This is a genomic window from Streptomyces azureus (assembly GCF_001270025.1).
Taxonomy (GTDB): domain Bacteria; phylum Actinomycetota; class Actinomycetes; order Streptomycetales; family Streptomycetaceae; genus Streptomyces; species Streptomyces azureus.
Map to the genome: position 1 here is coordinate 43,980 of NZ_DF968247.1, position 15,300 is coordinate 59,279.

At 70.5% G+C, this 15,300-nt stretch carries 13 protein-coding genes; all 13 read right to left on the bottom strand.

Features of this window, described 5'->3' with window-relative positions; all coding sequences use genetic code 11:
* Positions 1 to 39: 39 nt before the first annotated feature.
* The gene (locus AOQ53_RS13140) at positions 40 to 720 is read right to left on the bottom strand and encodes an arsenate reductase/protein-tyrosine-phosphatase family protein (RefSeq protein WP_059417218.1); all 681 of its coding nucleotides are present in this window, start codon (positions 718 to 720) and stop codon (positions 40 to 42) included.
* Positions 717 to 1,364: an L-threonylcarbamoyladenylate synthase gene (locus AOQ53_RS13145; RefSeq protein WP_020272587.1), complete on the bottom strand. Its 648-nt coding sequence runs from the start codon at positions 1,362 to 1,364 to the stop codon at positions 717 to 719. The genes AOQ53_RS13140 and AOQ53_RS13145 overlap by 4 nt, the downstream gene beginning before the upstream one ends.
* Before the next feature lie 70 nt (positions 1,365 to 1,434).
* Positions 1,435 to 2,274 (bottom strand): peptide chain release factor N(5)-glutamine methyltransferase, encoded by an 840-nt coding sequence (gene prmC, locus AOQ53_RS13150; RefSeq protein WP_059417219.1) that lies wholly within the window; start codon positions 2,272 to 2,274, stop codon positions 1,435 to 1,437.
* 78 nt (positions 2,275 to 2,352) lie between these two features.
* Positions 2,353 to 3,429, bottom strand: coding sequence for a peptide chain release factor 1 (gene prfA, locus AOQ53_RS13155; RefSeq protein ID WP_059417220.1), 1,077 nt, complete (start codon positions 3,427 to 3,429; stop codon positions 2,353 to 2,355).
* A gap of 105 nt (positions 3,430 to 3,534) precedes the next feature.
* Positions 3,535 to 3,756 (bottom strand): 50S ribosomal protein L31, encoded by a 222-nt coding sequence (gene rpmE, locus AOQ53_RS13160; RefSeq protein WP_010040182.1) that lies wholly within the window; start codon positions 3,754 to 3,756, stop codon positions 3,535 to 3,537.
* 210 nt (positions 3,757 to 3,966) lie between these two features.
* Positions 3,967 to 5,103 carry an LCP family protein gene (locus tag AOQ53_RS13165; protein ID WP_059417221.1) on the bottom strand — a complete coding sequence of 379 codons (1,137 nt, stop codon included), beginning with the start codon at positions 5,101 to 5,103 and terminating at the stop codon, positions 3,967 to 3,969.
* A 209-nt stretch (positions 5,104 to 5,312) separates the two neighbouring features.
* Complete coding sequence (locus AOQ53_RS13170; RefSeq protein WP_059417222.1) at positions 5,313 to 7,112, bottom strand: trypsin-like serine protease; 1,800 nt, start codon at positions 7,110 to 7,112, stop codon at positions 5,313 to 5,315.
* A 124-nt stretch (positions 7,113 to 7,236) separates the two neighbouring features.
* Positions 7,237 to 9,279, bottom strand: a complete 2,043-nt coding sequence (gene rho, locus AOQ53_RS13175) for a transcription termination factor Rho (protein WP_059417223.1) — start codon at positions 9,277 to 9,279, stop codon at positions 7,237 to 7,239.
* Between the two features lie 402 nt (positions 9,280 to 9,681).
* Positions 9,682 to 10,611 carry a homoserine kinase gene (gene thrB, locus AOQ53_RS13180; RefSeq protein ID WP_059417224.1) on the bottom strand — a complete coding sequence of 310 codons (930 nt, stop codon included), beginning with the start codon at positions 10,609 to 10,611 and terminating at the stop codon, positions 9,682 to 9,684.
* 294 nt (positions 10,612 to 10,905) lie between these two features.
* Positions 10,906 to 11,964, bottom strand: coding sequence for a threonine synthase (thrC, locus tag AOQ53_RS42800; RefSeq protein WP_059417225.1), 1,059 nt, complete (start codon positions 11,962 to 11,964; stop codon positions 10,906 to 10,908).
* Positions 11,965 to 11,970: 6 nt separating this feature from the next.
* The gene (locus AOQ53_RS42805; RefSeq protein ID WP_059417226.1) at positions 11,971 to 13,263 is read right to left on the bottom strand and encodes a homoserine dehydrogenase; all 1,293 of its coding nucleotides are present in this window, start codon (positions 13,261 to 13,263) and stop codon (positions 11,971 to 11,973) included.
* A gap of 183 nt (positions 13,264 to 13,446) precedes the next feature.
* Positions 13,447 to 14,838, bottom strand: coding sequence for a diaminopimelate decarboxylase (gene lysA, locus AOQ53_RS13195; RefSeq protein WP_059417227.1), 1,392 nt, complete (start codon positions 14,836 to 14,838; stop codon positions 13,447 to 13,449).
* A 16-nt stretch (positions 14,839 to 14,854) separates the two neighbouring features.
* Positions 14,855 to 15,300: DALR anticodon-binding domain-containing protein (locus AOQ53_RS13200; protein WP_269085446.1), on the bottom strand; the 446-nt coding region annotated here is incomplete at its 5' end.

Sequence of the window (15,300 nt, forward strand, 5' to 3'; positions counted from 1 at the left end):
CGTCCAATGTAGGCCCGGGGCCCCCGGGGCGCTCGGCCGTTACGTCTTTGCGGGGACGCCCGTGAGGGCCGTGACGACCGGATCGAGTGCCTGGTGTATCTCGTCCCCGATGGACCGGAAGAACGTCAGGGGCGCCCCGTACGGGTCGTACACCTCGTCCGCCTCGGCGTTCGGTGCCAGCAGCCACCCGCGTAGAGCCGCCGCGGCACGCACCAGCGCACGCGCGCGGGTGACCACGCCCTCCTCCAGGGGCGGCAGGGTCGCCGGGTCGATGGCCTTCACCAGGCGGGTGAACTCCTTGAGCGTGAAGGTCCGCAGGCCCGCCGAGTGCCCCATGGAGATGACCTGCGCCCGGTGGTCCCGGGTGGCGGTCAGCACCAGGTCGGCGCGGATCACGTGCTCGTCGAGGAGTTCGCGCCCGGTGAAGCCGGAGGCGTCCGCGCCGAAGTCGGCCAGCACGGTCTCCGCGTTGGCCTCCATGGGGGCGCCCTCGTGGCCCCAGGTGCCCGCGCTCTCCACGATCAGCCCGCCGCCCAGGATCCCGAGCCGCTCCCGCACGAAATGGCGGGTCAGCCGCTCGGTGATGGGCGAGCGGCATACGTTGCCGGTGCTGACGTGGAGGATGCGGAAGCTGTCGCGCGGCAGCCCCACGAACGTCGTCGTGATCTCCGCCGCGCTTTCCCCGTTGCCTATGCCACGCCCCGCTCCAGGGGCCGTCAATTCGCCACCTCGAGGTCGGGTACGACCTTTCGCAGCTCTTCCGCGGAGAGCGCGCCGGCGCGCAGCAGCAGCGGCACCTCACGGGTCACGTCGACGATCGACGACGGGACGTTGCCGGGGGTCGGGCCGCCGTCCAGGTAGACGGAGACGGAGTCGCCGAGCATCTCCTGCGCGGCGTCGCAGTCCTCCGGCGCCGGGTGGCCGGTCAGGTTGGCGGAGGAGACGGCCATGGGGCCCACCTCCGTCAGCAGCTCGATGGCGACGGGGTGCAGCGGCATGCGCACGGCGACCGTGCCACGGGTGTCGCCCAGGTCCCACTGGAGGGACGGCTGGTGCTTGGCGACGAGCGTCAGCGCGCCCGGCCAGAAGGCGTCGACCAGTTCCCAGGCCAGCTCCGAGAAGTCCGTGACGAGCCCGTGCAGCGTGTTCGGGGAGCCGATGAGCACGGGGGTGGGCATGTTGCGGCCCCGGCCCTTGGCCTCCAGCAGGTCGGCGACCGCCTCCGAGGAGAACGCGTCGGCGCCGATGCCGTACACCGTGTCCGTCGGCAGCACCACGAGCTCGCCACGGCGGACGGCGGACGCTGCCTCGCGCAGACCGGTCACACGGTCGGTCGCGTCGTTGGTGTCGTATCGCCGTGCCATCTTTAGCTGGCCTCCTCGTACACGTGCTGCTGGGATGAAGTCCGCGAAGACCGCGGGGTGCCCGGTGTGCTCACGGCAGTGCCTTGCGGGCCGTGGCGAAACGCGGGCGGTTGTTCAGGTCCGGGTGGTCGGCGGCGTCGGTCCAGCCGCGGTCCTCGGCGAAGATCCACGGCACCTGGCCGCCCTGGGTGTCGGCGTGCTCCACGACCACGACACCGCCGGGGCGCAGCAGCCGGTGCGCGGTGCGCTCCAGGCCGCGGATGAGATCGAGGCCGTCCTCGCCGGAGAAGAGGGCCAGTTCCGGGTCGTGGTCGCGCGCCTCGGGAGCGACGTACTCCCACTCGGTGAGCGGGATGTACGGCGGGTTGGAGATGACCAGGTCGACCTGTCCGTCGAGGTCCGGGAAGGCCGTCAGGGCGTCTCCCTGGCGCAGCTCCACCCTGGACCCCTCCACGTTCTTGCGGGTCCACCTGAGGGCGTCCTCGGACAGCTCCACGGCGTACACGCGCGAGCGCGGCACCTCCTGGGCGAGGGCGAGCGCGATGGCGCCGGAGCCGGTGCACAGGTCGACGATGCACGGCTCGACGACGTCCATGGCCCGTACCGCGTCTATGGCCCAGCCGACCACGGACTCCGTCTCGGGCCGTGGCACGAAGACTCCGGGGCCGACCTGGAGTTCCAGGTACCGGAAGTAGGCCCGCCCGGTGATGTGCTGGAGCGGCTCGCGGGCCTCGCGGCGGGCGATGACCTCCCAGTAGCGGGCGTCGAAGTCGGAGTCCTTGACGGAGTGCAGCTCGCCGCGCTTGACGCCGTGCACGAACGCGGCGAGCTCCTCCGCGTCGGTGCGCGGCGAGGGCACGCCGGCGTCGGCGAGCCGCTGGGTGGCCTGGGCCACCTCCGCGAGCAGCACGCTGCGGGGGCTTGGGGGTCGCCCCCCAAATGACTGCTGCACGCATGTCCTCCGGTAGTCGGTACTCCTGAATGGGTCCTACGCGGCCGCGAGCTTCGCCGCCGAGTCCGCGTCGACGCAGGCCTGGATCACCGCGTCGAGGTCGCCGTCCAGGACCTGGTCCAGGTTGTACGCCTTGTAGCCGACACGGTGGTCCGAGATGCGGTTCTCCGGGTAGTTGTACGTGCGGATCTTCTCGGAGCGGTCGACGGTGCGGACCTGGCTGCGGCGGGCGTCGGCGGCGTTCCTCTCCGCTTCCTCCTGCGCGATGGCGAGCAGCCTGGAGCGCAGGATACGCAGTGCCTGCTCCTTGTTCTGCAACTGGCTCTTCTCGTTCTGGCAGGAGGCGACGACTCCGGTCGGGACGTGCGTGATGCGCACGGCGGAGTCGGTGGTGTTGACGGACTGTCCGCCAGGACCGGAGGAGCGGTAGACGTCGATGCGGAGGTCGTTCGGGTTGATCTCGACGTCGACCTCCTCGGCCTCGGGGGTGACGAGGACACCGGCGGCGGAGGTGTGGATACGGCCCTGGGACTCGGTGGCCGGCACGCGCTGCACGCGGTGCACGCCGCCCTCGTACTTCAGGCGGGCCCACACGCCCTGTCCGGGCTCCGTCGCGCCCTGGCCGCCCTTGGTCTTCACGGCCACCTGGACGTCCTTGTAGCCGCCCAGCTCGGACTCGGTGGCGTCGATGATCTCGGTCTTCCAGCCGACCCGCTCGGCGTACCGCAGGTACATGCGCAGCAGGTCGCCGGCGAACAGGGCCGACTCGTCGCCGCCCGCGCCCGCCTTGATCTCGAGGATGACGTCCTTGTCGTCGCTGGGGTCGCGCGGGACGAGGAGAAGGCGCAGCTTCTCGGTCAGCTCCTCGCGGCGCTGTTCCAGCTCCTTGACCTCGGCCACGAAGTCGGGGTCGTCGGCGGCGAACTCGCGCGCGGTCTCGATGTCGTCGCCCGTCTGCGTCCAGGAGCGGTAGGTGGCGACGATCGGGGTGAGCTCGGCGTAACGCTTGTTCAGCTTGCGCGCGTTGGCCTGGTCGTTGTGGACCGACGGGTCGGCGAGCTTCTTCTCCAGGTCGGCGTGCTCGGCGACGAGATCCTCGACGGCCTCGAACATCTTGGGCTCCTGTGTACTGGCGGGGGTGAAGGGCGGCGACCAAAAACGCCGGTCCCGGAGCGCCCGGTGAGGGGGCGCGTCCGCGGACCGGCGAAATGGGGCTCGCTACTTCTTGGAGCCGGCGGCCTTGCCGAAGCGGGCCTCGAAGCGGGCCACGCGGCCACCGGTGTCGAGGATCTTCTGCTTGCCCGTGTAGAACGGGTGGCACTCGGAGCACACATCGGCACGGATCGCGCCGGACTCGATGGTGCTGCGGGTGGTGAACGACGCGCCGCAGGTGCAGCTGACCTGCGTCTCGACGTACGCGGGGTGGATGTCGCGCTTCAAGGTGTCTCCTAGGTTTCGGGAGGGCGCCGGGTCGCTGCCGCGGGGTGCGGGAGCGTGAACCGGAGCCGACGTACCAGTCTGCCAGGACTGGGGCCATCCCCCAAAACCGGGGGTTGTTGTGATCTATTCCCTGCGGGCCGGTGGGGGTTGTTCGCGCCCAGGCGGGGAGCCGCACATCGACACAGCCCCGCGCCCCTTGGGGCACGACCCTCAGGAGCCGCTCACGACGCCCTTGGCCTCACCTGTCGCCGTGCCCTCGGTCGCGCTCTTCGGGATCGGCTTGTCGTTCTCCAGGGCCTTCCAGATCTGGTCGGCCTTCTTCTTCTGGAGGAGGACGCGGTTGGGGTCGGCCGGGTCGTAGGCGACCGGCATCGTGACCATGTGCATGTTGGACGGGGTGATGCCCTTGAGGCCTCCCGCGAAGGACGCGAGCTTGTTGACCGAGCCGAGGTCGGAGTCGGTCGTCACCGTCCTGGTCGCGGTCTCCGCGAGGTCGAGCAGCTTCTTGGGGTTCGTGAAGACGCCGACGTCCTTGATCTGGCTGACCAGGGCCTTGATGAAGGCCTGCTGGAGCTGGATGCGGCCCAGGTCGGAGCCGTCGCCGACGCCGTGGCGGGTGCGGACCAGGCCGAGGGCCTGCTCGCCGTCGAGTCTGTGGGTGCCGGCCTTCAGCTTCAGGTGGCTGTCGGGGTCGTCGATGCTCTTGGTCGTGGTGACCTCGACACCGCCGAGGTCGTCGATGAGCTTCTGGAAGCCGGCGAAGTCGACCTCCAGGTAGTGGTCCATGCGCAGGTCGGTGATCGACTCGACGGTCTTCACGGCGCAGGCGGCCCCGCCGGTGGAGTACGCGGAGTTGAACATCACGCCGTTCGCGGCGGGGTGCTCGTCGCCCTTGGTGTCCGTGCACGCGGGCCGGTCGATGAGGGTGTCACGCGGGATGGAGACCACGCTGGCCTTCTTGTGGCCCTTGTAGACGTGCACGATCATCGCCGTGTCGGAACGGGCGCTGCCGTCGTCGGTGCCGCCGCCGAGCTTCTTGTTGCCGCCGGCGCGGGTGTCGGAGCCGAGGACGAGGATGTTCTCCGAGCCGTTGTCGGCCTTCTTGGGCCGGTCGGTGCCGAGGGCCTGGTCGATGTCGACGCTCTTCAGGTTGCCGTTGAGCTTGAAGTACAGGTACCCCGCCCCGGCGCCGCCCAGGGCGACGATGCCCGCGGCGGTCCAGGCCGTCACCATCAGGCCCGTGTGACGCTTACGGGGCTTGCGGCGTCGGCCCTTGGCGCGGTGGCGCGACCCGGTGGTGCCGGTATCGCCCGGTATGCCCGGACCCGGCGTGCTCTCGGCAGACATGTGCTCCTCAGCTCGTCTACGGTCGGTTACCCCCTGCGGTCAGTGCCAGGCGTGATCGGTCGGGGAGTTCCTCCTGGCACCATCGTCACTCCGCCTGGTCAGACGGAGAAACTCGGGAAAGGGTTGCACAACGGACTGTGCCCACCGCGTGCGGCGGTGGGCACAGTGTGTGTTCGGCACAGCGAGGGGTACCTCGCTCACCTGCGGATTCAGCCGAAGATGTCGTACTGCTTGAAATCGGTACCGACGGACTTCCTTGTGGCAAAGATCTCGCTGGTCGCCTTGCCGGTGCCCGGGTACAGGTAGAGCGTGCCGCCGGGCGTGCGGGCCAGGAAGTCGGCCTTGCCGTCGCCGGTGATGTCGCCGGTCGCGTCGAAGGCGTTGTACGTCGTGCTGCTCCAGGTGCGCACCTTGATACGGCTGGAGAACGCGCCCGGGCCGGCCGTGCCGGTGCCCTTGTAGAGGTACACGTAGCCGCCCGACTTGCTGCGGGCGATCAGGTCGGTCTTGCCGTCCCCGGTGAAGTCGCCGTGGCCGCGCACGGAGTTGTACTGGTTCCAGCCGGAGCCGACCTTCACACGGGGCGCGAAGGTGCCGTTGCCCTTGCCCGGGTAGATCCACATCACGCCCGCGGAGTCGACCGAGAGCAGGTCGGGCAGGTAGTCGCCGGTGACGTCACCGGGGGTGATGATGCGGGTGCGGGTGCTCCAGTTGTCGGCGATCTGCTTGGTGGACCAGGTGCCGCTGGAGATCACGTAGTGGGTCCAGAAGAGGTCGCCGTCACTGCTGCGCCGGTAGACCAGGTCCTGGTAGCCGTCGCGGTCGAGGTCGGTCTGGAGGACGACGTTGACGCCGTTCCAGTTGCCCCAGGACTCGCGGGCGGCGAAGGACGTGCCGTTGGAGTTCTTGGAGTAGCCGGTCTTGGTGGAGGCGTTGCGCACCCACAGGTCGGCCTTGTGGTCACCGTTGACGTTGGTGTCGTCGAGACGCGGGTAGGTCGCGCCGACGTAGGAGCTGACCTTGCTGAAGACGCTGTAGGCGCCCTTCGCCACGCAGTCCGTCACACCCCAGGACACGACACCGACGATCCGGTTGTTCACGACCAGGGGGCCGCCGGAGTCGCCGTTGCAGGCGCTGGTGGTGCCGGTGTCGCTGCCGGTGGCGGGCTGGCCCGCGCAGACCATGTGCCCCTTGACGAAGTCGCTGCCGTACGCCCCGGCGCAGGTGGTGTCGGACTGGACGGGCAGCGTGGCCGTCTTCAGCGTCTCGGAGATGGCGTCGCTGGTGGAGCTGGTGCGGCCCCAGCCGTAGACCTTGGCGCTGGTGCCGGCCTTGTACGACGTGGTGTCGCCGGACGTCGTCATGCGGATCGGGGTGGCCTTGACCGGGACGGGCAGGGTGAGCACCGCGATGTCGTTGTCGATGGTCGTCGCGTTGTACGACGGGTGGTTCCACTGCCGCCAGACACCGGTGACGGTGCCGCCGTGCAGGTCGCTGCCGTCGGCCGAGGGCAGCTGGGCGGTGCCGGTGACGATGGCGCCGTTGGCGTTCCAGTTGTAGCCCTTGACGCAGTGCGCGGCGGTGAGGATCTTCGTCGGCGCGACGACCGCACCGCCGCAGAAGAAGCCGATGTCGTCGCCGGCGCTGGAGGTGCCCCGGTCGTCGTAGTAGTGGAGCTGCGCCATCCACGGGGCCGAGGTGATGGTGGTCTCGTTGCCGCCGATGATCTTCGGGTCGACGGTGGACGGGCTCGTGTTCGTGCTCGCGCTCAGCGACGCCTTGCTCGTCTTGCCCGCGGTGTCGTCACCGGCCATGGCGCCCGCGACGCGCTTCTCCAGCTCGGCGAGCGACGGTGAGCTGATGGCGGGCTCGATTGTCGGCTGCGGCAGTGCGGTGGCCGCGCCGGCGGACGACGTCAGCAGCGCGGCGGCCACGGCGGCGGCGACGCCTGCCGCGGCGATGGGAACGGCGATGCGTATCCGGCGTCTGTGCCGACCGCCCCCAGGCATGGTTCTACCCACGAATGTCCCCCCTCGGGATCACAAGTTCGAAGAGAGCGTGATCCTACCTGCACGCGAACACGGCAAAGGGCCGCCCCCGTGCACGGGAGCGGCCCTTTGCGCAGTGCCTACCTCAGTCGCCGTTGCCCGGCGTCGGAGTGGTCTTCTGGATCTGCATCAGGAACTCGGCGTTCGACTTCGTCTGCTTCATCTTGTCGAGGAGCAGCTCGACCGCCTGCTGCTGGTCGAGGGCGTGCAGCACCCGGCGCAGCTTCCAGACGATGGCGAGCTCGTCGTTGGCGAGCAGGATCTCTTCCTTACGGGTGCCGGACGCGTCGACGTCCACCGCCGGGAAGATGCGCTTGTCGGCGAGCTTCCGGTCGAGCTTGAGCTCGGCGTTGCCCGTGCCCTTGAACTCCTCGAAGATCACCTCGTCCATGCGGGACCCGGTGTCCACCAGGGCGGTGGCGAGGATGGTCAGCGAGCCGCCGTCCTCGATGTTGCGGGCCGCACCGAAGAAGCGCTTCGGCGGGTACAGCGCCGTCGAGTCGACACCACCGGACAGGATGCGGCCGGAGGCCGGGGCGGCGAGGTTGTACGCACGGCCCAGACGCGTGATGGAGTCCAGCAGGACGACCACGTCGTGACCGAGCTCGACCAGCCGCTTCGCACGCTCGATGGCGAGCTCCGCGACCGTGGTGTGGTCCTCGGCCGGGCGGTCGAAGGTCGAGGAGATGACCTCGCCCTTGACCGACCGCTGCATGTCGGTGACCTCTTCCGGACGCTCGTCGACGAGGACGACCATCAGGTGGCACTCGGGGTTGTTGTGCGTGATCGCGTTGGCGATCGCCTGCATGATCATGGTCTTGCCGGTCTTCGGCGGGGCCACGATCAGACCGCGCTGGCCCTTACCGATCGGCGACACGAGGTCGATGATGCGGGTGGTGAGCACGCCCGGGTCGGTCTCCAGGCGGAGCCGGTCCTGCGGGTACAGCGGCGTGAGCTTGTTGAACTCCGGGCGGCCGCGGCCGTGTTCGGGCGCCATGCCGTTGACGGAGTCCAGGCGCACCAGCGCGTTGAACTTCTCGCGGCGCTCGCCCTCCTTCGGCTGGCGGACCGCACCGGTGATGTGGTCGCCCTTGCGCAGGCCGTTCTTGCGGACCTGGGCGAGGGAGACGTACACGTCGTTCGGCCCGGGCAGGTAGCCGGACGTGCGGATGAAGGCGTAGTTGTCGAGGATGTCCAGGATGCCCGCGACGGGGATCAGGACGTCGTCCTCGGCGATCTGCGGCTCGGAGGCGACGTCGTCGCGGCCGCGACGGCCACGGCGGTCGCGGTAACGCCCGCGACGGCCACGCCGGCCGCCCTCGAAGTCGTCGTCGTCCTGCTGACGGTCACGGTCCTGACGGCCGCCGCCCTGCTGCTGGTTCTGCTGGCCGCGCTGGCCGCCCTGCTGGTCGTCGCCCTTGTTGCCACGACGGTCGCGGTCCCGACCGCCGTCGCGGTCCCGACCGCCGTCGCGGTCCCGACCGCGGTCACGGTCACGGTCACGGCGGTCGCGACGGCGGCCCTCGCCGCCCTCGCCCCCGTCGGACTTGGCGTCGTTCTGGGACTGCTGCTGCGCCTGCGACTCGCCCTTGGGCTCGTTCTTCGCCTCGGCGGCGACCGTCTCGGCGGCGGCCGGGGCACCGGCGTCGGCGGTGGCCCGGCGACGGCGGCGCTCGGAGGGCGCGTCATCGCTGGCCGGCTGGCCGGGGATCTCGATCTGCTGCTGGGCCACGGCCTTCTCGGCCTTCTCGGCGGGGGCCTCGGAGGCCTGCTTCGCGTCCGCCTTCTTCTCCGCCTTGTCGGCGTTGTCCCCCGTACGGGTCCGGGAGGTGGCGCGGCGCTTCGGCTTGGTCTCGGCGGGGGCCTCGGCCTTCGCGGCCGGAGCGGCGCCGCCGGATGCCTGCGCCTCCTTGATGACCTCGATCAGCTGGCTCTTGCGCATACGCGCGGTGCCCCTGATACCGAGGCCGGATGCGACCTGTTGCAGCTCGGCCAGCACCATGCCCTCGAGGCCGGTACCGCGGCGCCGCCGGGAGCCGGCACCGGTGGCAGGCGCGGAGGCGTCCGTGGCGGGCGCGGCAGCGGTCTCCTCGACACGTGCGCCCATCAGATCGGTGGTGTCGCTCACGAAGGGTCCTTCCCTGGAGCGGACGTCGGCCTGTCTGGCTCGGCGACCGGTTGTGCTGTCCGGCTTCGGTCCGTTTGGTGTGAACCGTGCCGGGGCGGTGGTCCGCCTCAGCGGCGGAGGAATCTGGTGATGGCGCTTCCGTATGCCGTGGCACCCAGTGTCAGTGTCACGCGGCGTGGTCGCACCGGTTCCGGAGCGTGCCCTGCGCCCCGCTCAGTGTCCGTGTACGGCGTACGGTCCGACGTACGGAACACAGTGCGGCTTGGGGGGCTCCCGGAAGAATGTCTGTCCCGGACGGGGACACGAGGCACCTCGCCATGGTGGGGTCGGGTGCAGACTTGAGGTTAACACTACCGGATCCAACAAACATTCCCCCTCTCGAAATCCGGCAACCGTGCGCTTTTAAATGTCACTGGAGGTCGCGAGCGGCAGTACGACCGCGCCCTGCGGATCGAGGCTCAGCCGGTTCGCGGCCCAGTCCGCGCCCGCCAGGGCCTGGACCTTGTCGGCGGTGCCCGCGTCGGTCAGCGCCATGACCGTCGGGCCGGCGCCGGAGATCACCGCGGGGACGCCCTCGCCCCGCAGCCGCTCCACCAGCGCCGCGCTCTCGGGCATGGCCGGGGCGCGGTACTCCTGGTGCAGGCGGTCCTCGGTGGCGGGCAGCAGCAGCTCGGGGCGACGCGTCATGGCCTCGACGAGCAGGGCGGCCCGGCCCGCGTTGGTGGCGGCGTCGACGTGCGGCACGGAGCGCGGGAGCAGGCCGCGCGCGGTTTCGGTGAGTACCGGCTTTCCGGGCACGAAAACCACCGGAACGATGGAATCGGCGGGCTCCATCCTGATCGCCCGGGCGGCGCCGCCCTCCATCCAGGACAGCGTGAAGCCGCCCAGCAGACACGCGGCGACGTTGTCGGGGTGGCCCTCGATCTCGGTGGCGAGCTCCAGCAGCGCGGTGTCGTCGAGCTTGGCCTCGGCGCCTATGGTCACGGCCCGGGCGGCGACGATTCCGGCGCAGATGGCGGCCGAGGAGGAGCCCAGGCCCCGGCCGTGCGGAATGCGGTTGGCGCAGACGATCTCCAGGCCGCGCGGCTGTCCGCCCAGCAGATCGAAGGCGGTGCGCAGGGAACGTACGAGAAGGTGCCGCTCGTCGCGCGGGAGCGTCTCGCCGCCCTCCCCCGCGATGTCGATGTGCAGCCCGGAGTCGGCCACCCGGACGACCACGTCGTCGTACAACCCCAGCGCGAGGCCGAGGGCGTCGAAGCCCGGGCCGAGGTTGGCGCTGGTGGCGGGGACGCGCACCCGGACGGCGGCGGCGCGGAACGCTGGACCGGCCATCGCTCGATGACTCTCCTTGAGCTGCGTGATTGTCGAATGACGTGGGACGGACATTCGATGGTGTACGAGAACCCTGGGGGCCGCGGAGACGGCGCGGCTCCGCGGCATATGCGGCGGGCGGGTTCAGTACAGCCTATCGAAGGAAGGTTCCGTGGCGACATAGGGCGCACAGGAGGCGCACGATGCGTGTCGTAAGCCCCCTGTGCACCCCCCGTAGGGAGCCTCCCCGGTCAAGCGCCGTCTTACGCCGGACCGTGTCGAGCGTTACACCGGCGCTCGGCGCGTCGGCGCACGTCAGACCAGTCCGAGGCGCTCCGCGGCGGCCGCCGAGTCGACGGGTACGGTGACCGGCTGCGGGGCACCCGCGACGGCCCAGTCGGGGTCCTTCAGCCCGTTGCCCGTGACGGTGCACACGATCCGCTGCCCCGGGTCGACCTTGCCCTGCTCGGCGGCCTTCAGCAGACCGGCGACGGACGCGGCGGACGCGGGCTCGACGAAGACACCCTCCTGCGAGGCCAACAGCCGGTAGGCGCGCAGGATCTCACGGTCCGTCACCTCGTCGATGAAGCCGCCCGACTCCTCCCGCGCGGCGAGCGCGTACTGCCACGAGGCCGGGTTGCCGATGCGGATGGCGGTGGCGATGGTCGACGGGTCCTTGACGATCTCGCCCCGCACGATCGGGGCGCTGCCCGATGCCTGGAAGCCCCACATCCGGGGCGTCCGGGAGGCGACGCCGTCGGCGGCGTACTCCTTGTAGCCCTTCCAATAGGCCGTGATGTTGCCCGCGTTGCCCACCGGCAGGACGTGGATGTCGGGGGCGTCGCCCAGCATGTCCACGATCTCGAACGCGGCCGTCTTCTGGCCCTCGATACGCACGGGGTTGACCGAATTGACCAGCGCCACGGGGTAGTTGTCGCTCAGCCCGCGCGCGAGCGTGAGGCAGTCGTCGAAGTTGCCGTCGACCTGGAGGATCTTCGCGCCGTGCACGAGGGCCTGGCCCATCTTGCCGAGCGCGATCTTGCCCTGCGGCACGAGCACGGCACAGACCATCCCGGCCCGCACGGCGTACGCGGCGGCGGAGGCCGACGTGTTGCCGGTGGAGGCGCAGATGACGGCCTTCGCGCCCTCCTCCTTGGCCCGGGTGATGGCCATGGTCATACCGCGGTCCTTGAAGGACCCGGTCGGGTTCGCGCCCTCCACCTTGAGGTGGACCTCGCAGCCCGTGCGCTCGGAGAGCACCTGCGCGGGCACGAGCGGCGTACCGCCCTCGCGGAGCGTCACGACCGGCGTGGTGTCCGATACCGGCAGACGGTCCCGGTACTCCTCGATGATTCCGCGCCACTGGTGGGTCATTGCTGGTTACTCTCCTTCAACCCGCATGATGCTGGCGACACCACGCACGGTGTCGAGCTTGCGCAACGCCTCGACGGTCCCGGTGAGGGCGGCGTCGGACGCGCGGTGCGTGACGACGACGAGGGAGGCCTCGCCGTCCTTCCCCGATTGGCGAACCGTATCGATCGAGACTCCGTGCTCGGCGAAGACGGTCGCGACCTGGGCGAGAACACCCGGTTTGTCAGCCACGTCCAGGCTGATGTGGTAGCGCGTGACGACGTCGCCCATCGGGGACACGGTGAGGGCGGCGTAGGCGGACTCGCCCGGTCCGGTCGCGCCGTTGAGCCGGTTGCGGCAGACGGCGACGAGGTCGCCGAGCACGGCCGAGGCCGTCGGGGAACCGCCCGCTCCGGGGCCGTAGAACATGAGCTGCCCGGCGGCGTCGGACTCGACGAACACGGCGTTGTAGGCGCCGCGCACGGAGGCCAGCGGGTGGCTCAGCGGGATCATCGCGGGATGCACGCGCGCGGTGACGGACGCCCCGTCCTCGGCCCGCTCGCAGATGGCGAGCAGCTTGATGGTGCAGCCCATCTCCTTCGCGGAGGCGAAGTCCGCGGCGGTGACCTCGGTCATGCCCTCGCGGTAGACGTCGTCGAGGCGGACGCGCGTGTGGAAGGCGATACCGGCGAGGATGGCGGCCTTGGCGGCGGCGTCGAAGCCCTCGACGTCGGCGGTCGGGTCGGCCTCGGCGTATCCCAGGGCGGTGGCCTCGTCGAGGGCCTCCTGGTAGCCGGCGCCGGTCGAGTCCATCTTGTCGAGGATGAAGTTGGTCGTGCCGTTGACGATGCCCATCACCCGGTTGATCTTGTCGCCGGCGAGGGACTCGCGCAGCGGCCGGATCAGCGGGATGGCACCGGCGACGGCGGCCTCGTAGTAGAGGTCCTTGTCGTGCTCCCCGGCGGCGGCGTGCAGGGCCGCCCCGTCCTGGGCGAGCAGCGCCTTGTTGGCGGAGACGACGGAGGCGCCGTGCTCGAAGGCGGTGGTGATGAGGGTCCGCGCGGGCTCGATCCCGCCGATCACCTCCACGACCACGTCGATGTCGCCGCGTTTGACGAGGGCGGTCGCGTCGGTGGTGACGAGGGCCTGGTCGATGCCCTCCCTGACCCTGTCGGGCCGCCGCACGGCCACGCCCGCCAGCTCCACGGGAGCCCCGATCCGGGCCGCGAGGTCGTCGGCGTGCGTCGTCATGATGCGCGCCACCTCTGAGCCGACCACTCCACAGCCCAGCAGCGCCACCTTCAGCGGACGCGTACGCATCATCCGACCTCGTTTCCTCATTACCGTCTACGGTGCAACCAGTCTCACTCACCGGACGGGAGTTTCTGCCCCCGGTCCGGATCGTGAGACGTCTATTTCATTTTCCCGGGGGCGGCAGACAGGAGATCTTCCGCCCCGCGGCGTTCGGCTTCCCGGCCTTCGGCTCCTCGGCCGTCGGCTTCTCGCTCAGCCGACGTCGAGACGCAGCAGGTCCTCCTCCGTCTCACGGCGGACGATCACCCGGGCCTCCCCCTCACGCACGCTCACGACCGGCGGCCGCAGCACGTGGTTGTAGTTGCTGGCCATGGACCGGCAGTAGGCACCCGTGGCCGGTACGGCGATGAGGTCACCCGGTGCCACGTCGGCCGGCAGGAACGCGTCCTTGACCACGATGTCCCCGCTCTCGCAGTGCTTGCCGACGACCCGGGCGAGCATCGGCTCGGCGTCGGAGGTGCGGGAGACCAGCGCGACGCTGTACTCGGCGTCGTACAGCGCGGTACGGATGTTGTCCGACATGCCGCCGTCGACGGAGACGTACGTCCGCAGGCCGTCGAGGGGCTTGACGGTGCCGACCTCGTAGAGAGTGAAGGCGGTCGGGCCGACGATGGCGCGCCCCGGCTCGACGGAGATGCGCGGCGTGCGCAGCTTGGCGGCCTCGCACTCACGGCTGACGATCTCGCTGAGCGCCTTGGCGATCTCGTGCGGCTCGCGCGGGTCGTCGTCACTCGTGTACGCGATCCCGAGCCCGCCGCCGAGGTCGATCTCGGGCAACTCGACGCCGTGCTCGTCGCGGACGTCCTTGAGCAGCGAGACGACCCGGTGGGCGGCGACCTCGAACCCGGACATGTCGAAGATCTGCGAACCGATGTGGCTGTGGAGGCCGACGAGTTCGAGCCCGTCGAGCTGGAGGGCACGGCGTACGGCCTCGGCGGCCTGCCCGCCGGCCAGCGGGATGCCGAACTTCTGGTCCTCGTGGGCCGTGGCGATGAACTCGTGGGTGTGCGCCTCGACGCCGACGGTGATCCGGATCAGGACCTTCTGCCGCTTCCCGAGGCTCTCCGCGATGTGGGCGACCCGGACGATCTCCTGGAAGGAGTCGAGCACGATGTGGCCCACACCGGCCTCGACGGCCCTGGTGATCTCGTCGACGGACTTGTTGTTGCCGTGGAAGGCGATGCGGTCGGCGGGCATGCCGGCGGACAGGGCGGTGGCCAGCTCGCCGCCGGAGCAGACGTCGACGTTCAGCCCTTCCTCGTGCAGCCAGCGCACGACGGCACGGGAGAGGAACGCCTTGCCGGCGTAGTAGACGTCGGCGCCGGTCCCGAACGCGGTGCGCCACGCACGCGCGCGTGCCCGGAAGTCGGCCTCGTCGAGGATGTAGGCCGGGGTGCCGAACTCCTCGGCGAGCCGCGTGACGGAGATCCCTCCGACGGTGGCGGCACCGTGCTCGTCACGCGTCACGGTCTGCGCCCAGATCTTCGGATCCAGGACGTTGAGGTCGGCGGGCGGGCCAGAGTAGTGGCCCTCGGGGAGGACGTCGGCGTGACGGGGCCCGGCAGGGTGTGCGGAACGGCTCATGATCGGTATGCGTCTCTCAGAGATGGTCGGGTGCGTCGATGCCGAGCAGGGACAGGCCACCGGCCAGCACCGCCCCGGCGGCTTCGGCGAGAGCGAGCCGGGCACGGTGGGCGGCCGAGGGTTTCTCGTCGCCCAGGGGCAGCACGGCCGGGAGCAGCGGCAGCGTGGCGTCGGCGACGGCGACGAGGTGCCGGGCCAGGCGGTCGGGGCTGCGGTGGGTGGCGGTGGTGGTGAGGATGCGGGGGTGGTCGCCGAGTGCGGCGAGAAGAGCTTCCGCGTCGCTCACGGGACCGGGCTCGGGGTGGAAGCCCAGGTCGGCGGCGTTGCGCAGGAGTGCCCGGGTGCGGGCGTGGGCGTACCGGACGCGGAAGAGAGGGTTGGTCTCCCGCTGGACCAGGTGATCGCCGGGGATCCGGGGCCGGTCGTGGGCGGCCGGACAGAGCAGGGCCCAGCGGGCGGCGT